We start from the raw sequence: 24,556 nt of genomic DNA, 5'->3' as shown, positions 1-24,556 counted from the left end.
GTTGTGGGCGGCGCTGGGTCCGCCACCCTCCCCCCACGGGCCGGTTATATTTTGGGGGGGCCCCGCCCCCGGCACTACCTTCAAATGGTCTCGCCGAAGGCCTTGGCCAGGTTCCGGTAGGCCTTCTTCTGCGCCTCGTCGGTCGCGGCCGGGGCCACGATCTCGATCTCGACGATCTGGTCGCCCTCCGGATTGCCCGGCAGGCCGCGGCCACGCAGGCGCAGCTTGCGGCCGGCATCGGAATCGGCCGGAATCTTCAATTCCACCGCTCCACCCAGGGTCGGCACGCTGATGCTGGTACCCAGCGCGGCCTGCCACGGGGTCACCGGCAGCGTATAGAGGATGTTGCGGCCATCGACCTCGAACTGTGGGTGGGCGGCATATTCCACTTCCAGCAGCAGGTTGCCGCCATGGTTGCCCTGCCCGGCCAGCCGGATCACCTGGCCTGGGCGGATGCCCTTGGGCACGCGCACGTCCAGCTGCTTGCCGTTGACGGTGATGCGCAGGCTGTCGCCGCTGTAGGCCGCTTCCAGCGGAACCGACAGCTTGGCGCGGGTGTCGCGGTTGGGCGCGTGGCCCTGGCTGCTGAAGCCCGGCCCCGGACCAGCGCCACCACCGCCACGCTGGCGCGCGAACAGGCTCTCGAAGAAGTCGCTGAAGCCGCCATTGGGGCCGCCACCGCCGAATACTTCCTCGAAATTGAAACCGCCAGCACCACCATAGTTCGGAGGCACGTTGAACTCCTCGCCCGGGCGATAGCCCTGCGCGCGCAGCTGGTCGTAGGCCGCGCGCTTTTCCGGATCGCGCAGCGCCTCGTAGGCCTCGTTGACCGCCTTGAACTTGTCTTCGGCCCCGGCCTCCTTGCTGACGTCCGGGTGGTACTTGCGTGCCAGCCGGCGGTAGGCGGTCTTGATCTCCGCCTCGCCCGCGCTCGGTTCCACCCCCAGGGTGGCGTAGTAATCCTTGAATTCCATCCAGCTACCTCGATCTGCTTCGGCCGCGCCGGTGGCGCCGCCCCGGGTTCATTCTACGCGCCGGCATGCTACGCCGCCCCTCGTGCGGCCACGGTGAGGCCGACTGATCCTGCGCAATGCGGCTGCCATCCCCATGCGCCACGCTGTGGCTGGAAGCCCCCGCCGCAAAGCCTGAAGATGGGGCCTGCACACGGGTTTTCCAATGTCTTGACGCCCCTGTCCCATCCGGCCCACTAGCCTGCCCCAGCAAGGAGTTCCCCATGACCATCCATGTCGGCGACCGCATTCCGGAAGTGACCCTCAAGCGCATCCGCGAGGGCATCGAAACGCTCGATACGCATTCGCTGTTCGACGCACGCAAGGTGGTGCTGTTCGCCGTGCCCGGCGCGTTCACCCCGACCTGCTCGGCCCGCCACCTGCCCGGCTACGTCGAGAAGTTCCAGGCGTTCCGCCAGCGCGGCATCGACGTCTACTGCATGGCCGTCAACGACCCGTTCGTGATGAAGGCATGGGCTGCCGACCAGAGCGTGCCCGATGGCCTGCTGATGCTGTCCGACGGCAATGCCGAACTGACCCGCGCGCTCGGCCTGGAGCTCGACGCCAGCGCCTCGGGCATGGGCATCCGCTCACGCCGTTTCGCCCTGTACGTGGTGGATGGCGTGGTGCGTGCGGCCTGGATCGAGCAGCCCGGCCAGTTCGAAGTGTCTTCGGCCGAATACGTGCTGGAGCACCTGCCAACCTGATCTTCCACCGCAAGAGGAAACGGCCAGCCATGTCCACCAAGCCAGCCAAAGCCGCAAAGCCTGCCGCAAAGGTGCCCGGCATCAGTGACCGCAAGACCCTGCGCGAACGCGCCCGTCGCAATATCGAAGACGGTGCGATCACCGACAGCTACAGCGCCGATCGCAAGGTCGTGATCAAGCTGCTCAACGATGCACTGGCCACCGAGTACGTATGCGTGCTGCGCTACTACCGGCACTACTTCATGGCCAAGGGCATGCTGGCCGACGCGGTGAAAGCCGAATTCCTCGAACATGCACAGCAGGAACAGGCGCACGCCGGCAAGCTGGCCGAGCGCATCGTCCAGCTCGGCGGCGAGCCGGACTTCAACCCCGACACGCTGACCGCGCGCTCGCATGCCGAGTACAAGGAAGGCAGCGACCTGCGCGACATGGTCCGCGAGAATCTGGTGGCCGAACGCATCGCCATCGACAGCTACCGCGAGATGATCAACTTCATCGGCGACCGCGATACCACCACCAAGCGCATCCTTGAAGAGATCCTTGCACAGGAAGAGGAGCACGCCGATGAGTTCGCCGACCTGCTGGATGGGTGGATCGGGGAATAGCGGCCCCGCATACGCCTTGGTAGATGCCCACCTTGGTGGGCGCATTTATCGCGTGCCAACCAAGGTTGGCACCTACCAGAGCATGGATCCGTCGGGTCGCCGGGCCATTCCCAGCACCTACCGCAGGACGTTGAACCGCACCTGCGTCCACGCACCGTCGGCCGCCAGCGCGGTCAGGGTGTGTGCGCCCGGCTCGGCAAACTCGCGCTGCATCAACTGCGCGCCACGGGTCTGCGCGATCCAACGGCCATCCAGCAGCCAGTCCACCGCCTGCTCGCTGCCCAGCGCGCGCAGCTGCAGGCGCACGCCATGTTCGGCATTGGGTGCACGCGCCAGCGTGGCGCCATCATTGAGGCCATCGATGTGCAAGGCCACGCTGGCCTCACGCCCGTCGTCGCGGCAATCCGGCGACAGCGCCGGCAACTGCGAGGCAGCGCGCGTGGCCTTGGGCAGCCACGGTGACAACAACGCCGGCCAGCGCGCGATCTCTCGCGCGACTTCCTCATGCGGCAAACGGCAATCAGCGGATACACGCAGACCGGTCCGCGCGTCGGCCAGGTAACGCTGGCGCCCCGGTTGCCAGCGCCGCGCCTCGCGCTCGGGGAAGGTCGGTGGTGCCGCGCCGTCCAGCAGATAGGCCGACATCCGCCGCTGGCACAGTGCCGTCGGCAGGCCTTCGGCGCGTTCGCCGGTGGGCCAGCAGATATCTTCCTGGCTGACACTTGCCGGCATCGGTGCAGCAGCCGAATCGCCGCGCTGGCGCGGCAGGCTGTCCACCACTTCGAACATCAGCGGCAGCGCGGTCACCGCGCCGTACTGGCCCGGTAGCGGTGTGCCGTCCGGCCGGCCCACCCACACGCCCACGGTGTAGTGGCGCGTGCTGCCGATTGCCCACGCATCGCGGTACCCGTAACTGGTGCCGGTCTTCCACGCCACACGCGGGCGGCCACCGACATCGAACGTACCGACGCTGTAGCCTGGGCGCGGGTTCGATTCCAGCATTTCGCGCACGATCCAGCTGGCGCCCGGCGAGGCCAGGCGCCGCTCGATCATCGGTTCGTCATCGGTGTAGCGCACGCGTCCGGCAATGCCGTTGCGGTTCAGCGCCGCGAACGCGCCGACCAGATCTTCCAGCCGCGCACCGGTACCGCCCAGAATCAGCGAGAGGTTGGGCGTGCTGCCCGGCGGGAAGCGCAGCTGGATGCCGGAGTGCGACAGGCGCGCGGCGAAGCGCGCGGCCCCGACCCGCTGCAGCAGGTCCACCGAGGGCACATTGAGTGACAGCCGCAATGCACTGGAGGCACCAATCGGCCCATTGAAGGCCATGTCGAAATTGCCGGGCCGGTAGCTGCCGAAACTCTGCGGCGCATCGACCAGCAGGCTTTCCGAATGGATCAGGCCATCGTCCAGCGCCATCGCATACAGGAACGGCTTGAGCGTGGAGCCCGGCGACCGCCAGGCCTGCACCATGTCGACGTGGCCGAGCCGCTGGCGGTCACCAAAGGACAACGTACCGACGTAGGCACGCGCCTGCAGAGTCTGGTTGTCGACCACCAGCAAGGCCGCCGAAGTACGCTCGGGCAGTGTCGAGAAATAGCTCGCCACGCGTTCTTCCAGCGTGCGCTGCAGGCCGATGTCGATGCTGCTCTGGATGCGCGCCTGGCCCGGATGCGCCGAATGCAGGCGCTGCGCCAGCAGCGCGGCGTGCAACGGAGGTCGCAGCGAGCGTGCCACCACGTTCTCGATGCGCGCATCCTGCACTTCCTCCGGCGTCCACGCGCCCAGTTCGGCCATGCGTGACAGCACCTTGTCGCGCGCTTTCTGCGCGGCTTCCGGGTGGCGGTCTGGGCGCAGCCGGCTCGGTGCCTGTGGCAGTACCGCCAGCAAGGCGGCCTCGGCATGTGACAGCTGCGCCGCCGGCTTGCCCAGATAGGCCCAGCTGGCCGCTTCCACGCCCTCGATGGTGCCACCGTAGGGCGCGCGCTCCAGATACAGGGCCAGGATCTGCTGCTTGCTCAGATGCACTTCCAGCTGCACCGCGCGCAGCATCTGCTTGAGCTTTCCCCAGGGCGTGCGCGTATGCGGGTCGAGGATGCGCGCGACCTGCATGGTCAGGGTCGAGCCGCCGGAAACAATGCGACCACCGCGCAGCAGCTGGCCGCTGGCACGCAGGATGGCCAGCGGGTTGATACCCGGATGGCGCCAGAACCAGCGGTCTTCGTAGGTCAGCAGCGCCTGCAGGTACAGCGGCGAGACGCTGTCGATCGATGCCGGATAGCGCCACACGCCCTCGGCATCGGCGAACGCACGCAGCGGCGTACCGTCGGCAGCCACCACCAGGGTGCTGGTATCGCGCTGCTTCGGCAGCGGCGGCGGGAAGGCGAAATCCAGCACCAGCAGCAGCGCCAGCGTGGCGGCCGTGCCCCAGCGCAGCCACGGCCACAGCGGCCGCAACCGGCGGCGCAGGGCCGCCAGCCGGATCGACATCGTCTTCTTCATTGCAGCGTGCCGGATTGGAGCTTGCCAGCGGGACGGGCCGCGCCGTCGCGGCCCGTCCGCGCGGTCACGGCTGTACCACCGTGATCGTGGTCGGGTTGCTACGGCCGACGCCACGCAGCTGCGGCCGGTACATGTCCTCCACCAGCGGCGGCGGCACCGAGTAGGTACCCGGGGTCACCGCACGCACCAGATAGAACACGTTGGCCTTGCTGCCACGCGAGAGCTTCAGCGCAGCCACATAGCGGTCGTCGCGGAACTCCTCGTGCTTGGTATCGGCGGCTTCACCACGATCGCTGATGGTGATGCCATCGACCACCACGTCGGCCCACTGCTTCGCATCGCCCAGGTTGAAGTTCTCGATCTCCAGGCCCGCCGGCAGCAGATCGGTCAGCAGTGCATCGGGCATCGTGGTGTCGGCGGTAACGGTGACGCGCACGATCAGTGCTTCGCCTTCCTTCAGCGGGCGCGGCGACCACGGCTTGCCATCGGTGCCGTAGTAGCTGCGCTCAACGCCCAGCACGCTGTTGTCCGGCGCCGGTGCGCTGCGCGGAATACCGGCCACGTCGATGCTGGCGAACATCGGCGGCTGCCCCTGCGGGGTGAAGCGCACGCCGCTGGCCAGCTCACTGGCGCTGAAGTTGCGGCCGAACAGCTTGCGCTCGCCGATGGCTTCGGTGTTGCCACCGATCACCAGCTCACCGGCCACCAGCGCCTTCTGGTTGGCAGCAAGCGCCTTGCCGAGGCGGGCAATCGCCACCTGTTCCTGCGTGCTCAGCCACATCCAGCCGGCATTGCGGCGCGCATCCAGGCCACGGCCAAGATCGACCGCACGCGCATCCCAGGCCGGCTTGGCCAGCTTGTTTTCGTGGGTCAGCGCGATCATCAGCGCGTCATCACGGATGGCGCTGCCGTAGTCGCCGAAGTAGGACGGGCGTTCGCTGCTGGACTTGGCGAAGGCTGCGGTCAGCGCGGCCTGGCCACGCTTGGCATCACCCTGCAGCGACAGCGCCACGCCCAGATGGACCAGCGACAGGCCGCCGACCGCCTTGCTGCGCTCGTTGTCGTACAGCGTGCGCAGGGTGCCCAGCGGCGCACGGTTGACCCGGGCCAGCACATAGCCCGAATACGCCTGGTTGGCGAACTTCAGCTTCTCACGGTCGTCCTGGCCGTAGAACTGGTTGCCGCCGGACAGCAGGTCCTCGCTGAGCCGGTTCAGTGCCTTCTGCAGCACGTTGTCCGGCACCGCGAAGCCGGCGTCCTTGGCATCGAGCAGGAACTCGGTGATGTAAGGCGTCAGCCACGGGTTCACGTAGCCGTCGTCACCCCACATCGAGAAGTTGCCGTTGGCCACCTGCATCGACGCCAGGCGACCGAACGCACCTTCCATGCGTTCGCGACGGGTCTTGGCATCCAGGCCATCGGCACCGAGCATCGACGACGTCGCCTGGTCCAGGATCAGCGCGGCGTAGCCCTTGCTGGTGGTCTGCTCGGCACAGCCGTACGGGTAGTTCAGCGCGCCCTGCAGCGCACTGGCGAACGGGATCGGCGGCAGCGGGCTGACCAGCAGGCGGGCATTCACCGAGTCGGACATCAGGCCATCGGTCAGGCTGTTGTCGAGACTGACCGCTGCCAGCGGATCCAGCGTGCGCACCTGCGAACGCAGCACCTGCGGCCACGCCGCACGCACCGGCAGCTCGTAGCGGCGATCGGCCTTGAAGCCGTTGCCGTCCACACGTACGCGCACCTTGGCCACGCTGTGGCCCTCACGCGCCGACAGCGGGAAACTCAGCGTTGTCTTGGCATCAGCATTCAACTGCACGCTGCGGCTGCCCTCGCCCAGGTTCAGCGGGCCTTCGCTTTCCACCTTCACGTTGAACTGGCCCGGCTTGCCGGTGAAGTTCTGCACGTCCAGGGTCACGGTGCTGCGGTCGCCCGGGGCGAGCACGCGCGGCATGCTGGCTTCGGCCAGGATCGGCGCGCGCACCACGGTCTCCACGTCGCGCTTGCCGTACTGGTCATCGCTGTAGACCAGCGCCGACACCCGCAGGGTGCCGTTGAAGTCCGGCACCTTCAGGCGGATGCGGGCGATGCCCTTGGCATCGAGCTGCACCGGGCCGGAGAACAGGTCCACGGTCTGCACGCGCGCAGTCGGGCGCTTGGCCTGCGGCAATGCCTGCAGCGCCATGTCGCCACCGAACTTCAGCTTGCCGGCACCGCCGTCAAAGCTCTCGATCACCCGGCTGTAGATGTCATAGGCATCAATGCCGAGGCGACGCTGGGCGAAGAAGTGCGCACCGGCATCGGGTACCGGGAAGCGGGTGATGTTGAGGATGCCCACGTCCACCGCCGAGACGGTGACGTGCGCCATCTTGCCAGCCAGCTGCGGCGCGCTGACCGTCACCGGCAGGTCCTGCTCCGGTCGCATCTGCTTGGGCGCTGCCAGGCCGACGGCCACGGTGCGGCCCTTGCGGTCCATCGGCACATGCACCACGCCCACGGCACGGGCCGGAGTGATCTTGCTCGGCGCACTGCCGCCACGGAACACCAGCGCGGTGATGTAGACGTCGTGCCGCTCCCAATCGGCGGTGACCGGAATCTTGAAGGTCGAACCCGGCTTGGCGTCGATGTCCTGCACGTACAGCATGCGGTCGGTCTCGACCATCAGGATGCCCTTGCCGGCATGCGGCGGGGTCACCGTCACCTCCAGCGTGTCACCGGCCTTGTACCCGGTCTTGTCCAGGCCCAGCTTGACCTTGTCCGGGCGCGCGTCCAGGCCGCGGTTGTCATCGCCCCAGCTCCAGCCGGCACGGAACGGGTAGCGGCTGGTCAGGCCGGTGGACGGATCGAACACGTCCACCCGGTACTCGCCCCACTCCACCGGGAAATCGAAGGCGACCGCGCTGCTGCCGGCGTCGACGGTGCGCGTTTCCTTGTTCTCGAAGCGGCGGGTGAAATCGTAGTCCCAGCGGTTGTCGTTGAAGGTCCAGTGGTAGTCGCGCAGCTCGCGTACCAGGGTGATCTTCAGGCCCTTGGCCGGCTGCGGCGCACCGACGGCATCCACACGCATCAGTTCGAAGCGCGCATTGCCGTTGGAATCAGCACCATCGTCGGGGTTGAACAGCGGCCGCACGCCGACCAGCGCGTTGGCCGGCCACATCACCCGCTTCAGGGTACGGGTGACCGTGCGGCCACCGGTTTCATACAGGCTGCCGGACAGCACCACGGCGATCGGTGCCTTGGCCTTGGCCGCCTCTTCCGGCAACGCAACATCCTCACGCAGCTGGCCGTTGCCCGGCAGCGTGGTATCGATCACGTCCTTGGCTTCGCGCGGCAACTGCAGGGTCGGGTCACCGAAGAAGTAGCCCGGCAGGCCCTCTACCGGCTGCTGTTCGGCGGCCACCGCCATGCGCGCGGTGAAGCGGTTGCCGTCGGCCGGCGCCCCGTACAGGTAGGCGCCATTGGCCTGCAGGCGCAGGTCCTCACCCGGCTTCAGCGTCTTCTGCGCGCTGTCCAGGTCCAGCTTCATGCGCTCGGGCAGGAACTCCTCGATGCGCAGGGTCATGCCCTGGATCGCTTCCTTGCTCGCCGGGTCGGTGCGGAACTCGACCTGCCAGCGCCCGGTCGGCGCCTCGGCGGGGATCACCTGCTCGAAGTTGATGTAGCCCTGCTCGCCCGGCTGCAGGCGGGTCTCGCGGAAGGTCTTGCCGTCGGGCTGCTTCAGGCGCAGGAACACCGGCTGAGCCTTGACCGGCTTGCCATCGTTGTCGCGCAGCAGTGCGGACAGGCGCACGGTTTCGCCCGGGCGATACAGGTCGCGCCCGGACCAGGCATAGACGTCGAACCAGGCATTGTCACGGCCGGCCACGGCGAATTCGCTCAGGTCCAGCGCCGGCTGGTTGAACGGCAGGAAGCTGGTGTCCTTGCCACTGCTGGCGACCAGCACGTGGGTGGCATCCAGCGTGTAGTTCAGCAGCGCGTTGCCATTGCCGTCAGTGCTGCCCTTCAGCACCACTTCGCCCTTGGCATCCAGCACGCGCAGGTCGATGCCCTTCAGCGGCGCGCCGTCCTTGAGGCCGGCGGTGTGCACGAACAGCTTGTCCTTGTAGGCACGGGTATGCAGGCCGATGTCGCTGACCGAGAAGAACGCGGTATCGAACTCGCCTTCGTAGTCACCGGTGCGCTTGAGCAGGGCAAAGTACAGGCCCGGCTCCTGCAGTTCCTTGATGTCCTGGGTCGGCAGGTAGGTCAGCACCCGCTCGTTCTTCTTGCCGCCGAGGATGAAGCGGTTGACGTAGACCGGCTCGGCCAGCTTGTTGATCGGGCTGCGCTCGTAGTCGCTGCTCAGTTCCCAGCTGCCACGGCGGCCGCCGCGCTGGTACTGGCTGAAGAAGGTCGGCAGGTCCTTCTCGCGCACGCGCAGGAATTCGACGTCAACCTCGGGCACGTTCACCGAGACCACCGGCAGGCCACGGCTGTCCTTGGCCGGCAGCACGCTGCCCTGCGAGGCGAAGCCGACCACCGGCTTCAGCTCGCCGCTGAACACCTTCTGCTTCAGTTCCTTGCCCAGGCGACTGCCATCGGCGGCCAGCAGGTCGGGCGAGACCACCAGGCTGAACTCATTGCCAGCCTCGACGAACGGATAGCGGAGGGTCAGGCCGTCATCGGACAGCGTCCAACTGCTGTCGTCGGTGCCGACCTTCTCTTCGAAGCGCACCAGCTTGTCGAAATCCTGGGTGCCAACCAGCGGGCGCGAGAACTCCAGCGCCAGCGACAGGCCGTCATTCTTCTGGTCCGGGTAAGCGCGCAGCAGGGTGAATTCCTTCACCTGCTCGGCCTGGGTGGTGATCGCTTCACCGCTGGCCTTGGGCAGCTGCCCGCTGTCGTTGCGGCAGCCGGCCAGGCCCAGCAACAGGCCTCCTGCCAATACCGCCGCCGCCCATCCCCACCGCTTCCGCCGTGCCGGACCGCTCATGTCGTCACTCCTTGATCGAGGTGGCCATTATAGGCAGGCCGCGTCAAGGTGTTGACGCGAATTCGGCAGGAATGCATCGGAACGGTGGCACCGGGCCGCGCCCGGCTGGATCGGATCCGTGCCGACCAAGGCGGTCCCGGTAGCCGCCAACCTTGGTTGGCGTTGGGCCCGTGCCAACCAAGGTTGGCACCCACCAAAGCGTTGCTACCCCGGCAGGTACAGGTCCACGTAATCGGTCACCGGCATCGCCGCCAGCGCCACCGGGTCCAGCGATGCCGCCAGGATGCGCTGCTGCTGGGCGGTCGGGAAGCGATGGGCCAGGTGCCGGCGGAACTTGTCCATCAGCAGCGGAATGCCTTCTCCGCGGCGTCGGGCGTGGCCAAGCGGGTACTCCACCAGCACTTCCGGCAGTTCACTGCCATCGTTGAAGCGCACGCTCAGGCCGTTGGCGATGCTGCGCTTGTCCGGGTCCAGATAGTCGGCGCTGAGCTGCGGATCCTCGTGGCAGGCCATCTTTGCGCGCAGCGCGTCGATGCGCGGATCGGCGGCGACGTCGTCCTCATAGTCCTCGGCCACCAGCCGCCCATGCAGCAGCGCGATGGCGATCATGTACTGCACGCAGTGGTCGCGGTCGGCCGGATTGTGCAGTGGGCCCCGCTTGTCGATGATGCGGATGCAGGCTTCCTGGGTGCGGATGGCGATGTGCGCGATATCCTCGACCTGCCGCCCCATCGCGCGCAATTGCTGGTGCAGCGCGATCGCTGCCTCCACCGCAGTCTGGCCGTGGAACTCGGCCGGGTAGCTGATCTTGAACAGCACGTTCTCCATCACATAGCTGCCCAGCGGCCGCTCCAGCGTCAGTGCCTGTCCATGCATGGACACAGCCTCGAAGCCCCAGGTCGGTGCACTGAGCACGCTCGGATAGCCCATTTCACCCGTTGCCGCGATCAGCGCCAGGCGTACGCCACGGCTGGTGGCATCGCCGGCGGCCCAGCTCTTGCGCGAACCGGTGTTGGGCGCGTGCCGGTAGGTCCGCAGCGCCTGGCCATCGACCCAGGCCAGCGACACTGCATTGAGCATGCGTTCGCGATCCAGCCCGAGCAGCTGCGCCACCACAGCGGTGGTGGCGACCTTGACCAGCACCACATGGTCCAGCCCGACCCGATTGAAGGAATTCTGCAGGGCCAGTACACCCTGGATCTCGTGCGCCTTGATCATCGCCAGCAGCACGTCGTGCACGGTCGGCGGCGGGCGGCGCAGGGCCTGCGCGTTGCGTCCCAGCCAGTCGCAGACGGCGAGGATTCCGCCCAGATTGTCCGACGGGTGGCCCCATTCGGCGGCCAGCCAGGTGTCGTTGAAATCGAGCCAGCGCACCATCGCGCCCAGATTGAACGCCGCCTGCACCGGGTCCAGCACGTAGTGGGTGCCCGGAACGCGCGCGCCGTTGACCACGCTGATGCCTGGCACCAGTGGCCCGAGCAGCTTGCTGCAGGCCGGGAAGGACAGTGCTTCCAGCCCGCAGCCCAGCGTGTCGAGCAGGCAGTGGTGCGCGGTCTGGAACGCCAGCGGTGAGTCGATGCGCGCGTCGCGCACGTAGTCGACGATGTCCACCAGCAGCGCATCCCACGCTGCACGCTCGTTGGATGGGGTGTGGTTGTCGGACATCGTCGATCTCCTCGTTACGGTGCACGGTTGCCCGTGCACCATGCCAACCAAGGTTGGCATCTACCAAAGCAATTGGTCACTGCGGCCCGGTAGTCGCCAACCTTGGTTGGCGTTTACCAACGCATCACTCGGCCGGCACCCGCACCTTGCCTTCCATCAGCACGCGGGCACTGCGGCTCATGATGGCCTTGCTTACTGTCCACTGGCCGTCAACGAGACCGGCCTGCGCACCCACGCGCAACGTGCCGGACGGATGGCCGAAGGTCACCGCTTCGCGCTCGCCGCCGCCTGCAGCACGGTTGACCAGCGTTCCGGGAATTGCCGCTGCAGTGCCGATGGCCACCGCGGCGGTACCCATCATCGCGTGGTGCAGCTTGCCCATCGACAGCGCGCGCGCATGCAGATCGATGCCCGCGGCAGAAATCGACTTGCCGCTGGACGATACGTAGTCCTGCGCCGGGGCAACGAAGGCCACCTTCGGTGTGTGCTGGCGGGTGGCCGCGTCTTCCAGTTTCGAAATCAGGCCCATGCGCAGTGCACCGTAGGCACGGATCTTCTCAAAGCGCTCCAGCGCCGCCTTGTCTTCGTTGATCGCCGGCTGCAGCTCGGTGCCGGTGTAGCCCAGGTCGGCGGCGTTGAGAAAGATGGTCGGGATGCCGGCGGTGATCATCGTCACCTCGAAACTGCCCACGCCCGGCACATCCAGGGTATCGACCAGGTTACCGGTCGGGAACATCGCGCCCGCATCGCCGTCATCGGACGGATCGATGAATTCCAGCTGGACCTCGGCCGCCGGGAAGGTCACGCCGTCCAGTTCGAAATCGCCGATCTCCTGCACTTCGCCATCGCGCATCGGCACGTGCGCGATGATGGTCTTGCCGATGTTGGCCTGCCAGATGCGCACGGTGCACAGGCCATCGCGCGGCACGCGGGCCGGATCGATCAGACCATTGGCAATCGCGAAAGGACCCACTGCAGTGCTGAGATTGCCGCAGTTGCCGCTCCAGTCGACGAAGGCGGTGTCGATCGACACCTGGCCGTACAGGTAGTCCACGTCGTGGTCAGGCACCGAGGCAGTGGAGATGATCACGCACTTGCTGGTGCTGGAGGTGGCGCCGCCCATGCCATCGGTCTGCTTGCCATACGGATCGGGCGAACCGATCACGCGCATCAGCAGCGCGTCACGCGCGGCGCCCGGCACCTGCGCGGCCTCGGGCAGGTCCTGCAGGCGGAAGAACACGCCTTTGCTGGTGCCGCCGCGCATGTAGGTGGCGGGAATTCGGAGTTGCGGAAGAAAATTCATCGTCGGATCCAAGCGTTTGGATTTCAGGAAATGTCTTGCATCAGTGCGTCAAGGCCACGATCAACGCACCACACCCGCATGACGTCCACGCGGTCCGGCAGATCGGGGTAGTAGACGAGATAGCGTTCAAAGCCCGGAACCTGCATGAAGCGCAGGAGTGCCGGCAACTGTGCGGCGAGGTCGGCATGGCGGACGGAACCTGACGCAGGGAACATCGCAATACGTTGAAGCGTGGCCTCCAGCTCGGCGAGAAAGCGCTGACCCAGTGCCAGCCCTCCCTGTCGTGTGTACCACAGCGCGGCGTCGGCTGCGTCTGTCTCGGCCCGGGGCCTCCATTCAATCGCCTTCACGCTCCATCCTTTCGGTCAGCTCGCGACGCATCCGCTCGAATGTGGCCGCAGTCACCGGAACGGCAGGCCCAGAAGCCAGCCCCTCGGCAATCAGCTGCTTGAGCAGCTCTTCAGCCTTGCTGCGCTGGCGCTGGCGGATCAGGTCACGCACATAGTCCGACGTGCTGGAGTAGCCGCCTTCGCGCACTTCTTCGTCCACGAACTGCTTGAGCGGATCGGTCAGCGAAATGTTCATGGTGGCCATGAAACTCTCCTTTGGCAGTTTTTGCCAAGTCAGTGTGCGCCCTGCCCTGGTGTCGGACAAGCCCGCCCCCGGCCTCCGGGGGCAGGCATTCAGTCCGGCATCACGCCACCTTGGCGCCTTCCAGGAAGTCCTGGGCGAAGCGCTGCAGCACACCGCCGGCTTCGTAGATCGCCACTTCCTCGTCGCTGTCCAGGCGGCAGGTGACCGGCACGATCACGTCCTGGCCGTCGCGGCGGTGGATGACCAGGGTCAGGTCGGCGCGCGGGGTGCGCTCGCCGATCACGTCGAAGGTCTCGGTGCCGTCGATGCCCAGGGTCAGGCGGGTGGTGCCCGGCTTGAACTCCAGCGGCAGCACGCCCATGCCGATCAGGTTGGTACGGTGAATCCGTTCGAAGCCTTCGGCCGCGATCGCCTCCACGCCGGCCAGGCGCACGCCCTTGGCGGCCCAGTCACGCGAGCTGCCCTGGCCGTAGTCGGCACCGGCGATGATGATCAGCGGCTGCTTGCGGTCCATGTAGGTTTCGATCGCTTCCCACATGCGCATGACCTTGCCTTCCGGCTCCACGCGCGCCAGCGAACCCTGCTTCACGCTGCCGTCGTCGTTGCGCACCATCTCGTTGAACAGCTTCGGGTTGGCGAAGGTGGCGCGCTGCGCGGTCAGGTGGTCACCGCGGTGGGTGGCGTAGGAATTGAAGTCCTCTTCCGGCAGGCCCATCTTCGCCAGGTACTCACCGGCGGCACTGGACGCCAGGATCGCGTTGGACGGCGACAGGTGGTCGGTGGTGATGTTGTCCGGCAGCACCGCCAATGCGCGCATGCCAGACAGCGTACGCTCACCGGCCAGCGCGCCCTCCCAGTACGGCGGGCGACGGATGTAGGTGCTCTGCGGGCGCCAGTCGTACAGCGGGCTGACCGCCGCACCGTGCTCCACACGCACGTTGAACATCGGGTTGTAGACGCGGCGGAACTGCTCCGGCTTCACCGAGGCCTTCACCACCGCGTCGATCTCGGCGTCGCTCGGCCAGATGTCCTTCAGGCGCACCTCGTTGCCATCGGCATCCACACCCAGTACGTCCTTCTCGATATCGAAGCGCACGGTACCAGCGATGGCATAGGCGATCACCAGCGGCGGCGAAGCTAGGAAGGCCTGCTTCGCATACGGGTGGATGCGGCCATCGAAGTTGCGGTTGCCCGACAACACGGCGGTGGAATACAGGTCGCGATCGATGATTTCCTGCTGGATCTTCGGGTCCAGCGCGCCACTCATGCCGTTGCAGGTGGTGCAGGCGAAGGCGACGATGCCGAAGCCGAGCTTTTCCAGGTCCGGCAGCAGGCCGGCCTCTTCCAGGTACAGCTGCACCGCCTTCGAACCCGGCGCCAGCGACGACTTCACCCACGGCTTGCGCAGCAGGCCACGCTCGTTGGCCTTGCGCGCCAGCAGTGCGGCGGCGATCACGTTGCGCGGATTGGACGTATTGGTGCAGCTGGTGATGGCGGCGATGATCACCGCGCCGTCGGGCATCAGCCCCTGCACCTGCTCGGCCTTGCCCGCTTCCAGCTTGGCTTCGTCGGCGATGCCGCGCTCGGCCAGCTCGGCGGTCGCCACGCGCTTGTGCGGGTTGGACGGGCCGGCCATGTTGCGCACCACGCTGGACAGGTCGAAGCGCAGCACACGCTCGTATTGTGCGGTGGCCAGGTCATCGGCCCACAGGCCGGTGGTACGGGCGTAGTTCTCCACCAGCGCCACCTGCGATTCCTCGCGGCCGGTCAGGCGCAGGTAATCGATGGTCTGCCCGTCGATGTAGAACATCGCGGCGGTGGCGCCGTACTCGGGGCACATGTTGGAGATGGTGGCGCGGTCACCGATGGTCAGTGCCGCCGCCCCCTCGCCGAAGAATTCAAGCCACGCGCCGACCACGCGCTCCTTGCGCAGGAACTCGGTCAGGGCCAGCACCACGTCGGTGGCGGTGATGCCCGGCTGCGGGCGACCGCTGAGTTCGACGCCCACGGTATCGGGCAAGCGCATCCACGAGGCGCGGCCCAGCATCACGTTCTCTGCTTCCAGGCCGCCAACACCAATCGCGATCACGCCCAGCGCATCCACGTGCGGGGTGTGGCTGTCGGTGCCCACGCAGGTATCCGGGAAGGCGACGCCGTCCTGCACGTAGACCACCGGCGACATCTTCTCCAGGTTGATCTGGTGCATGATGCCGTTGCCCGGCGGAATCACGTCCACGTTCTCGAAGGCCAGCTTGGTCCAGTCGATGAAGTGGAAACGATCTTCGTTGCGGCGATCTTCGATGGCGCGGTTCTTCTCGAACGCCTGCGGATCGAAACCTCCGCACTCCACCGCCAGCGAGTGATCGACGATCAGCTGCACCGGCACCACCGGATTCACCTTGGCCGGGTCACCGCCCTTGTCGGCAATCGCATCACGCAGGCCGGCCAGGTCGACCAGTGCGGTCTGGCCGAGGATGTCGTGGCACACAACGCGCGCCGGGAACCACGGGAAATCGAGGTCGCGGCGGCGCTCGATCAGCTGCTTAAGCGAATCGCCGAGCGTGGCCGGATCGCAGCGGCGCACCAGGTTCTCGGCCAGCACGCGCGAGGTGTACGGCAGGGTGGCATAGGCGCCGGGCTGGATCGCATCGACAGCGGCACGCGCGTCGAAATAATCCAGCGTGCTGCCGGGGAGGTTCTTACGGTAATCGGTATTCATGGGCTGGCGGAGTGCTTGAGGCGGGCCGGGTGCCGGCGGTGCGGCGGCGAAAGCATCCGGCCGGCACGCGGCCGGCCGGATGGGTACAGCAGGTGGATCAGACGCGCTTGTCGATGGCGACGAAGTCGCGGTCTTCCGGACCGATGTAGTTGGCGCTCGGGCGGATGATCTTGCCGTCGATGCGCTGCTCGACGATGTGCGCGCTCCAGCCGGCGGTGCGGGCGATCACGAACAGAGGAGTGAACATTGCGGTCGGCACGCCCATCATGTGGTAGCTGACGGCACTGAACCAGTCCAGGTTCGGGAACATCTTCTTGATGTCCCACATCACCGATTCCAGGCGCTCGGCGATGTCGTACATCTTCATGCTGGACTGTTCTTCGGACAGCTCGCGGGCCACGTCCTTGATCACCTTGTTGCGCGGATCGGAGACGGTGTAGACCGGGTGGCCGAAACCGATCACCACTTCCTTGCGCTCGACGCGGGCCTTGATGTCTTCCTCGGCTTCATCCGGGTTGTCGTAGCGCTTCTGCACTTCGAACGCCACTTCGTTGGCGCCGCCATGCTTCGGGCCACGCAGCGCGCCGATGCCACCGCAGATCGCGCTGTACATGTCGCTGCCGGTACCGGCGATGACGCGGCAGGTGAAGGTCGAGGCATTGAACTCGTGTTCCGCGTACAGGATCAGCGAGGTGTGCATCGCCTTCACCCACGATTCCTGCGGCTTCTCGCCGTGCAGCAGGTGCAGGAAGTGGCCACCGATCGAGTCGTCGTCGGTTTCCACGTCGATGGCGCGGCCGTTGTGGCTCCAATGGTACCAGTACAGCAGCATCGAACCGAGGCAGGCCATCAGCTTGTCGGCGATGTCACGCGCGCCCGGATGGTTGTGATCGTCCTTCTCCGGCGCCACGCAGCCGAGCACGGACACGCCGGTGCGCATCACGTCCATCGGGTGTGCCGACGGCGGCAGTTCTTCCAGCGCCGCCTTCACTGCTGCCGGAATGCCGCGCAGCGACTTCAGCTTGGCCTTGTACGAAACCAGCTCGGCGCGGGTCGGCAGCTTGCCGTGCACCAGCAGGTAGGCGATTTCCTCGAACTCGCTGGTGTTGGCCAGGTCCAGGATGTCGTAGCCACGGTAGTGCAGATCGTTGCCACTACGGCCCACGCTGCACAGCGCGGTGTTGCCGGCGGCGGTGCCGGACAGGGCGACGGACTTCTTCGGCTTGAAGGTCGGGGTTGCGGTCGTATCGTTCATGTTTCCCTCCGAAAACTTGATGGTGCAGGGTACTGCTTATTTCTTGGCGGCGAACAGTGCATCGAGCTGTTGCTCGAACGCGTGGTAGCCGATGCGGTCGTAGAGTTCTTCGCGGGTCTGCATGGTGTCCACCACGTTGCGCTGGTGGCCATCGCGGCGCACCGCCTGGTAGACGTTCTCGGCGGCCTTGTTGGCGGCACGGAACGCCGACAGCGGGAACAGCTGGATCGCGACGCCTGCCGAGGCCAGTTCATCGCTGCTGAACAGCGGGGTGGCGCCGAATTCGGTGATGTTGGCCAGCACCGGCACCTTCACCGCGTCGACGAAGCGGCGGTAGGTGTCCAGGTCGTAGGCAGCCTCGGCGAAGATGCCATCGGCACCGGCCTCGACACAGGCGATGGCGCGCTCGATAGCCTTGTCCACGCCGTCCACCTGGATGGCGTCGGTGCGCGCGATCAGGAAGAAGTCCGGATCGGTCTTGGCATCGGCGGCCGCCTTCACCCGGTCGACCATTTCACCCTGCGAGACGATCTCCTTGCCCGGGCGGTGACCGCAACGCTTGGCGCCGACCTGGTCCTCGATGTGGCAGGCGGCCGCGCCGGCCTTGATCAGCGACTTCACGGTGCGCGCGATGTTGAACGCGCTCGGGCCAAAGCCGGTGTCGATGTCGACCATCAGCGGCAGATCGCAGACATCGGTGATGCGGCGCACGTCCACCAGCACGTCTTCCAGGGTATTGATGCCCAGGTCCGGCAGGCCCAGCGAGCCCGCGGCAACGCCGCCGCCCGACAGGTAGATGGCACGGAAGCCGGCGCGCTTGGCCAGCAGGGCGTGGTTGGCGTTGATCGCGCCGATCACCTGCAGCGGCGACTCGGCAGCCAGCGCCTCACGGAAACGGGCACCGGCGGAGAAAGGGGCGGAAGCAGTCATGCGGCAATCCAGGTTGAAGAACGGATGGGTAGGCGCAAGCACCATGCCAAGCTGCAAGCCGTTGATTTCACGGACATGACCGTCACTCAACAGTGAAACATATGAAACACTGAAACAGATGTACCATGAAACACTTCGCCCGAACCCGCCGCCATGTACCTGCCCCGCTCGCCCCTGCGCCATGCCGATGCCGACCCCGGCCGCCCGGTGATCTGGACGGTCAGCGTCTCGCGGCTGACCGGCCTGCTCGGCGACGTCATTCCGGAGTTCGACCGCCGCGCGCGCATCGAGCAGATCAACCTCGGCTTCGAGGAAGCGGTGGAGGTGATCGGCCAGCGCCTGCGTCGCGAGCACTGCGATGTGGTGATCGCCGGTGGCTCCAACGCCGCCTGGCTGCGCGGCAGGCTGGAGCTGCCACTGGTGCCGATCCAGGCCAACGGCTTCGATCTGATGGAAGCACTGGCGCGCGCGCGACGCATCGCCAGCCGCATCGGCCTGGTCACCCACGCCAGCGACGTGCCGGTGTTCAGCAACTTCCAGCAGAGTTTCGGCCTGGATATCGAGCATCGCCGTTTCGTCACCCGCGAGGACGCACGCGACTGCATCGCCGATCTGCGCGCCAACGGCATCGAAGTGATCGTCGGCACCGGCATGGCCATCGACCACGCCGAACAGGCCGGCCTGCCCGGGGTGCTGCTGTATTCGGCCGACTCGGTGCGGCAGGCGTTCGAACATGCACTGGAACTGACCCAGACCCTGGCCCGCTCCAGCGGCAACCGAGCCGCCCCGCGCCGGCGCGCGGCAGCGCGTGCCGACACGCATGAACTGCTCGGCGACAGCGAAGCGATGGCCCAGGTGCGCGCACAGATCGCGCTCTATGCACCGCACGACAGCACCGTACTGGTGACCGGCGAAACCGGCACCGGCAAGGAACTGGTGGCGCGGCAGCTGCACGCCGCCAGTGGCCGTCGCGGACGCTTCGTGGCGCTGAACTGCGGCGCGATCAGCGAATCGCTGCTGGAAGCGGAGCTGTTCGGCTACAGCGATGGGGCCTTCACCGGCGCACGCCGTGGAGGCCGTGTCGGCCTGGTCGAAGCCGCAGACGGCGGGACGCTGTTCCTGGACGAAATCGGCGAACTGCCGCTACCGCTGCAGACCCGCCTACTGCGCGTACTGGAAGAACGCGAGGTACTGCGCGTGGGCGCCACCGAACCGACCCCGGTGGACCTGCGCGTGGTGGCCGCGACACTGCAATCACTGGAACAGCGCGCGGCAGCCGGCAGCTTCCGCCGCGACCTGTACTACCGCCTGGCCGCGTTGCGTATCGCCCTGCCCTCGCTGCGTGCGCGGCGCGCGGATATCCCCTTGCTGGCACAGCACTTCTTCCGCCAGCTGCGCGGCATCGATGCGCCACTGGATGAGCATGCACTGGCGGTACTGACCACCGCGGAGTGGCCCGGCAACGTGCGCGAACTGCGCAATCTCATTGATCGTCTGCGCATCCACTGGCAGCCGGGCGAAGGGCTGATCGATGCGGCGCGACTGCTGCGGCTGGCGCCCGAACTGGTGAACGAGGGCGTTGCAGCATTGCCGGTGGAAAGCAACGGCAAGCGCCCGCCGCGTGCGCAGTTGGAAACGCTGTTGCAGGAACACCGCAATGACCGCGAGGGGATGGCGCAGGCGCTGGGCGTATCACGCACCACGCTATGGCGCTGGCTGCGCGCGGAGGGGTTGTAACCACTCGTTGCCTGGTGGGTGCGAACCTTGGTTCGCACCGCTCTTCCGTCAAGCATCTCATCCACGCATGGCGTGGATTTACCGGAACACACCAAATGCTACAGACGCGCTCCGGCTGCGCGCGGACGACGAGCGCTCAGCGTGCCCAGCGCGCTTCGATGGCGAACCGTCCACTCCCCACTGCAGCAGTCCACAACAGCAGCACCCCCAGCGGCACTTCACTCAGATAGAAGAACCAGCTCAGCCAATCCGGCACGCTCAGTCCCGCAGGAATGCGCGCTATGCCATCGGTAAGCGCCGCCACCGCACAGATCGCCGCCAGCAGCAGGGCCGAGGGCCGGCTGAGCAGGCCCAGCACCAGCAGGCCGCCCGCAATCCATTCAATGCCGCCCAGCACCGGCGCACTGAACACCGGGAACGGAATCCCCGTATCGACCAGCGTATGCACCATGCGCTCGCGCCCCGCGTCGGTGAACACCTTGTTCCAGCCGGAGACGCAGAACATCACACCGGCGACGATGCGGGCAAGCAGCAGCAGGTAAGCCTCCACGCCACAACGCGGTGATGGCACGGCAAACAGGCAACGCCAGGAGGGCATGGCGACTCCGGAAATCGAGGGCATTCGTCGGAGTGTGCCGGTTGCTGACCTGCTCGCAGATGAAGCTGACCAGTCCGTTCGCGACAGCCTGCTCTTGTAGAGTCGAGCCATGCTCGACTGCCTTGCGCGCCAGAGCACCCGCAGTCGAGCATGGCTCGACTCTACAAAAAGCGTGCGTCAATAAGCAGCAGCTCGATTTCCTCCACCTGCACCACCGGCACCTGCCACGGGTGATGCGGCACGATGCCCTGTTCGAAGATGCGCTGCAGCCGCTGCGGATTCCGAGGCAGGCAGAATTCCAGGCGCACGCTGTCGACCACTTCGGTGCGGCCCGCCTCACCCTGCACGGGCGACGCACCCACGCGCGGGCGGAACTGCTCGAACCCCGGCGCGGACCACCACATCCCGTGCTCGTAGTCGCCGGCCGCCAGCGCGTCCACCGCGAGGATGCCCTGCTTCACTGCATCCAGTGCTGCCGACGGCACGAACACCACCACACGGTACAGCGGCAGGCGTTGCATCAGGTTGCCTTACGGATACAGCAGGCGCTTGCTCCAGCGCCCTTCGGCACCGGCTTCATAGCACCAGCGTTCGTGCAGGCGGAACTGCGCGCCATACCAGAACTCGATGCGGTCAGGCACCACGCGCAGGCCGCTCCAGCCCTCCGGGCGCGGCACGTCCTTGCCCTCGAAGCGGGCTTCGACCTCGGCCACGCGCGCATCGAATTCCTCGCGCGTCGCCAGCGTCTTCGACTGCTGCGAGGCCCAGGCGCCGATCTGGCTCATGCGCGGGCGGCTGGCGAAATAGGCATCGGCTTCAGCATCGGCGACCTGCTCGACACGGCCTTCGATGCGCACCTGGATACCCGCCTCGCGCAGGCTGCGCCACAGGAACAACAGCGCGGCCTGCGGATTGGCCTGCAGCTCCTGGCCCTTGTGGCTGTCCAGGTGGGTATAGAAGACGAAGCCACGCTCGTCGAAGGCCTTCAGCAGCACGGTACGCGCCGAGGGACGGCCCTGCGTATCGGCGGTGGCCACGGTCATCGCATTCGGCTCGACCTCGCGGCTCTGCTTGGCCTCGTCGAACAGGCCGGCAAACGTGGACAGGGCTTCGGCGTACAGGTCGCTCATGATTGCGTTCTTCTCACACGGATTGGGCTATTGTGGCTGCATGGCCGCTGCTGCGTATATGCCCCAGGTGAAAGGATTCCCCGAAACATTGGCCGAACAGGCGCTGGATGATGCGCTGGGCAGCGGTGCAGCGATTCCAGTATTGGCGATCAGCGGCCTGCAGGGGAGCGGCAAATCGACGCTGGCCGCGCAGGTGGTGGCGCGCGCCCAGGCACGCGGCCTGAACGCGGCCACGCTGTCGATCGATGACGTCTACCTCACCCGTGCGCAGCGCCAGCGACTGGCCCGCCTGGTGCATCCGCTGCTGATCACCCGCGGCCCGCCCGGCACCCACGACCTGCCGCTGGCCCATGCCGTGCTGGACGCCGTGGCCACACGCCAGCCCTTCGCGATGCCACGATTCGACAAGCTGGCCGATGAACGCCTGCCCGAGGCTCAGTGGCCGCAGCTGCAGCAGCCATTGGACCTGCTGGTGTTCGAAGGCTGGTTCCTCGGCACACCGGCGCAGGATGACAACGCACTGGACAGCCCGCTGAACGCACTGGAGCGCGAGGCCGACGCCGATGGCCGTTGGCGCCGCTGGTGCAACCAGGCGCTGGCCCGCGACTACCCGGCGTTGTGGCAACGCTGCGACCGCCTGTGGTTCCTGCAGCCGCCGGATTTCTCGGTGGTACCACGCTGGCGCTGGCAGCAGGAGCAGAACCTGCAGGCCGCGCAGCCGGGCCGGCACGGCATGAGCCGGCCTCAGCTGGAACGCTTCGTGCAGTACTACGAGCGGGTCAGCCGGCAGGCACTGCGCGCCCTGCCCGCCCTGGCCGACCACGTGGTGGTGCTGGACGGCCAGCGCCAGGTGCAGGACGTACGCTGAGCGCGCCTATTCCACCAGGAAGGTTACACGCAGGTTGACCCGCCATTCGGTGATTTCGCCGCTGCCATTGGTGACCACCTTGGTCTCGTTCACCCAGGCGCCCTGGATGCCCTTGACCGTCTCGGAAACCTTCTTCAGCCCGCTGCGCACGGCGTCTTCCACGCTTTTGGGCGAGGAGGCGGTGATTTCGATGACCTTGGCGACCGTCATGGCCTGTACTCCGGCTGGCGCGGGAGACCCCGCAGGAACGCCTACCCTGACGTGAAGAACGTAAAGGCAAGGGCACGGAGGTGTTAGCATCAGAGGGCATGAATCCTGCTCCGAACCTGATCCTGATCGGCCCGATGGGCGCCGGCAAAACCTGCATCGGCCGCCGCCTGGCCGAGCGCTTCACGCTGGACTTCGTCGATGTCGACCAGGCCATCGTCGATGCCGCCGGCGCCAGCATCCCGACCATCTTCGAGCACTCGGGTGAAACCGGCTTCCGCAGCCATGAGCGCGAAGCCTTGGCCCGTGTGCTGGAAGGCCGCGGCCAGCTGGTTTCCACTGGTGGAGGCGCCGTACTCGATCCGGATAACCGCGCCCTGATTGCCCAGCGCGGCTTCGTGGTCTACCTGCGGGTCAGCGTGGCCGCGCAGCTGGAACGCCTGGCCCGCGACAAAGGCAGGCCACTGCTGCAGCGCCCTGACCGCGAGCAGGTGCTGCACGATCTGGCTGCTCACCGCGACCCGCTGTACCGCGAACTGGCCGACCTCACCCTTGATACCGACCCGTATACCGCTGCCGACGCGACCGCCCACCTGGTGGTCAAGCTGGCCACGCAATGGCAGCGCCAGGACCTGACCGCATGACTTCCCCCGCCCTGCTGCAGGTCGCCGTTGGCGGCGACCGCCCCTACTCCATCACCATCGGCGCTGGTGCCCAGGCCGACGGCACCGCGTTGGCCTCGCATGTGCGCGGCCGCCACGTGCTGCTGCTCAGCGACAGCGAAGTGGCTCCGCGCTACCTGGCCGCCGTGAAGCAGACGCTGCTGGCCGCACGCCCCGACCTGATCGTCGGCGAGCACGTGCTGGCCGCCGGCGAAGCCTCCAAGACCCTGGCCGAATTCGGCCGCGCGATCGAAGCGCTGGCCGCGCTCGGCGCCACCCGGGATGCCTGCGTGTTCGCCCTCGGTGGCGGCGTGGTCGGTGATCTCGCCGGTTTTGCCGCGGCCTGCTGGATGCGCGGCGTGGACTGCGTGCAGCTTCCGACCACCCTGTTGGCGATGGTCGATTCGTCGGTGGGCGGCAAGACCGCGGTCGACATTCCGGCCGGCAAGAACCTGGTCGGCGCATTCCATCCGCCGCGCGCGGTCATTGCCGATACCCGCGTGCTGGCCACCCTGCCGCCGCGCGAGCTGCGCGCCGGCCTGGCCGAAGTGGTGAAGTACGGCGCGCTGGGCGATGCAGTGTTCTTCGAATGGCTGCAGCAGCATGCCGATGCGCTGCTGGCCGGCGAAGACAACGTGCTTTCTGAAGCCATCGCGCGCAGTTGCCGGCACAAGGCCGCCATCGTCGAGCGCGATCCGTTCGAGAAGGGGGAACGTGCCCTGCTCAACCTGGGACACACCTTCGGCCACGCCATCGAGACCGAACAGGGCTATTCCGCCCCGGGCCGCGATGCGCTGAACCACGGCGAAGCGGTGGCGGTGGGCATGGTGCTGGCGGCAACGCTGTCCACCGACCTGGGCCTGGCCGACGATGCCGACCGCGCGCGCCTGCAGGCGCTGCTGGAACGCCTCGGCCTGCCGGTGGCGATCCCCGCAGGACTGGATCCGCAGGCCCTGCTCGGCCGCATGCGGCTGGACAAGAAGAACGTGGCCGGCCGCCTGCGCCTGGTGCTGTGGCGTGGCATGGGCCGCGCCGAAGTGGTGCCGGACGTGGATGAGGCAGCGGTGCTGAAGGTGCTGTCGGGCCGGGTGTGGG

The 24,556-nt window shown here is 67.0% G+C and carries 20 protein-coding genes; 6 read left to right on the top strand and 14 right to left on the bottom strand.

Annotated elements, in window-relative coordinates; translation table 11 throughout:
* Positions 1-80: 80 nt before the first annotated feature.
* Positions 81-974 (bottom strand): DnaJ C-terminal domain-containing protein, encoded by an 894-nt coding sequence (locus ABE423_RS16835; protein WP_032127817.1) that lies wholly within the window; start codon positions 972-974, stop codon positions 81-83.
* A gap of 260 nt (positions 975-1,234) precedes the next feature.
* Between ABE423_RS16835 and ABE423_RS16830 the strand changes: the two genes are divergently transcribed.
* Together ABE423_RS16830 and ABE423_RS16825 are read left to right on the top strand one after the other, a co-directional pair.
* Positions 1,235-1,717 (top strand): peroxiredoxin, encoded by a 483-nt coding sequence (locus tag ABE423_RS16830; protein WP_032127816.1) that lies wholly within the window; start codon positions 1,235-1,237, stop codon positions 1,715-1,717.
* A 29-nt stretch (positions 1,718-1,746) separates the two neighbouring features.
* A complete protein-coding gene (locus tag ABE423_RS16825) occupies positions 1,747-2,322 on the top strand; it encodes a ferritin-like domain-containing protein (RefSeq protein WP_049421227.1) in 576 nt (191 codons plus the stop codon).
* Positions 2,323-2,439: 117 nt separating this feature from the next.
* Here ABE423_RS16825 and pbpC read toward each other — a convergent pair whose 3' ends face one another.
* The 9 genes from pbpC to prpB form a co-directional block, all read right to left on the bottom strand.
* Positions 2,440-4,821, bottom strand: a complete 2,382-nt coding sequence (gene pbpC, locus ABE423_RS16820; protein ID WP_197631860.1) for a penicillin-binding protein 1C — start codon at positions 4,819-4,821, stop codon at positions 2,440-2,442.
* 64 nt (positions 4,822-4,885) lie between these two features.
* Complete coding sequence (locus ABE423_RS16815) at positions 4,886-9,793, bottom strand: alpha-2-macroglobulin (protein WP_346486836.1); 4,908 nt, start codon at positions 9,791-9,793, stop codon at positions 4,886-4,888.
* A gap of 204 nt (positions 9,794-9,997) precedes the next feature.
* Positions 9,998-11,458 (bottom strand): bifunctional 2-methylcitrate dehydratase/aconitate hydratase, encoded by a 1,461-nt coding sequence (locus ABE423_RS16810; protein ID WP_346486835.1) that lies wholly within the window; start codon positions 11,456-11,458, stop codon positions 9,998-10,000.
* 124 nt (positions 11,459-11,582) lie between these two features.
* Positions 11,583-12,761: a 2-methylaconitate cis-trans isomerase PrpF gene (gene prpF / locus ABE423_RS16805; RefSeq protein ID WP_346486833.1), complete on the bottom strand. Its 1,179-nt coding sequence runs from the start codon at positions 12,759-12,761 to the stop codon at positions 11,583-11,585.
* A 23-nt stretch (positions 12,762-12,784) separates the two neighbouring features.
* A complete protein-coding gene (locus tag ABE423_RS16800; protein ID WP_346486831.1) occupies positions 12,785-13,111 on the bottom strand; it encodes a type II toxin-antitoxin system RelE/ParE family toxin in 327 nt (108 codons plus the stop codon).
* Positions 13,098-13,355 (bottom strand): type II toxin-antitoxin system ParD family antitoxin, encoded by a 258-nt coding sequence (locus ABE423_RS16795; protein WP_006384133.1) that lies wholly within the window; start codon positions 13,353-13,355, stop codon positions 13,098-13,100. Before ABE423_RS16795 ends, ABE423_RS16800 begins: the two co-directional genes overlap by 14 nt.
* Before the next feature lie 100 nt (positions 13,356-13,455).
* Complete coding sequence (gene acnD / locus ABE423_RS16790) at positions 13,456-16,074, bottom strand: Fe/S-dependent 2-methylisocitrate dehydratase AcnD (RefSeq protein ID WP_346486829.1); 2,619 nt, start codon at positions 16,072-16,074, stop codon at positions 13,456-13,458.
* A gap of 97 nt (positions 16,075-16,171) precedes the next feature.
* Positions 16,172-17,329 carry a 2-methylcitrate synthase gene (prpC, locus tag ABE423_RS16785; protein ID WP_014038133.1) on the bottom strand — a complete coding sequence of 386 codons (1,158 nt, stop codon included), beginning with the start codon at positions 17,327-17,329 and terminating at the stop codon, positions 16,172-16,174.
* A 36-nt stretch (positions 17,330-17,365) separates the two neighbouring features.
* Positions 17,366-18,259 carry a methylisocitrate lyase gene (gene prpB / locus ABE423_RS16780; RefSeq protein WP_346486826.1) on the bottom strand — a complete coding sequence of 298 codons (894 nt, stop codon included), beginning with the start codon at positions 18,257-18,259 and terminating at the stop codon, positions 17,366-17,368.
* A 153-nt stretch (positions 18,260-18,412) separates the two neighbouring features.
* Between prpB and prpR the strand changes: the two genes are divergently transcribed.
* On the top strand, positions 18,413-19,996 hold the full coding sequence (prpR, locus tag ABE423_RS16775) for a propionate catabolism operon regulatory protein PrpR (RefSeq protein ID WP_346486825.1): 1,584 nt from the start codon (positions 18,413-18,415) through the stop codon (positions 19,994-19,996).
* A 136-nt stretch (positions 19,997-20,132) separates the two neighbouring features.
* Here the strand turns inward: prpR and ABE423_RS16770 are convergent, their stop codons facing one another.
* From ABE423_RS16770 to pdxH, 3 genes are all read right to left on the bottom strand, one after another.
* Positions 20,133-20,594, bottom strand: a complete 462-nt coding sequence (locus ABE423_RS16770) for a DoxX family protein (RefSeq protein WP_197616310.1) — start codon at positions 20,592-20,594, stop codon at positions 20,133-20,135.
* Positions 20,595-20,755: 161 nt separating this feature from the next.
* On the bottom strand, positions 20,756-21,115 hold the full coding sequence (locus ABE423_RS16765) for a hypothetical protein (RefSeq protein WP_346486822.1): 360 nt from the start codon (positions 21,113-21,115) through the stop codon (positions 20,756-20,758).
* A 9-nt stretch (positions 21,116-21,124) separates the two neighbouring features.
* Entirely contained in the window at positions 21,125-21,724 is a 600-nt protein-coding gene (pdxH, locus tag ABE423_RS16760) for a pyridoxamine 5'-phosphate oxidase (protein WP_049401396.1), read from the bottom strand.
* Positions 21,725-21,764: 40 nt separating this feature from the next.
* On the opposite strand from pdxH, the gene ABE423_RS16755 reads away from it, so the two are divergent.
* Positions 21,765-22,592: a kinase gene (locus ABE423_RS16755; protein WP_346486820.1), complete on the top strand. Its 828-nt coding sequence runs from the start codon at positions 21,765-21,767 to the stop codon at positions 22,590-22,592.
* A gap of 6 nt (positions 22,593-22,598) precedes the next feature.
* Here the strand turns inward: ABE423_RS16755 and ABE423_RS16750 are convergent, their stop codons facing one another.
* A complete protein-coding gene (locus tag ABE423_RS16750) occupies positions 22,599-22,802 on the bottom strand; it encodes a dodecin family protein (protein WP_005410663.1) in 204 nt (67 codons plus the stop codon).
* Between the two features lie 98 nt (positions 22,803-22,900).
* Here ABE423_RS16750 and ABE423_RS16745 point away from each other — a divergent pair, with 98 nt between their 5' ends.
* Together ABE423_RS16745 and aroB are read left to right on the top strand one after the other, a co-directional pair.
* On the top strand, positions 22,901-23,443 hold the full coding sequence (locus ABE423_RS16745; protein ID WP_032127802.1) for a shikimate kinase: 543 nt from the start codon (positions 22,901-22,903) through the stop codon (positions 23,441-23,443).
* A partial coding sequence (gene aroB, locus ABE423_RS16740; protein ID WP_346486817.1) for a 3-dehydroquinate synthase occupies positions 23,440-24,556 on the top strand: 1,117 nt, incomplete at its 3' end. The genes ABE423_RS16745 and aroB, both read left to right, overlap by 4 nt.

The sequence above is a fragment of the Stenotrophomonas sp. TWI1409 genome (assembly GCF_039673015.1).
GTDB lineage: Bacteria > Pseudomonadota > Gammaproteobacteria > Xanthomonadales > Xanthomonadaceae > Stenotrophomonas > Stenotrophomonas maltophilia_A.
This window is presented reverse-complemented; position numbering and strand designations above follow the sequence as displayed.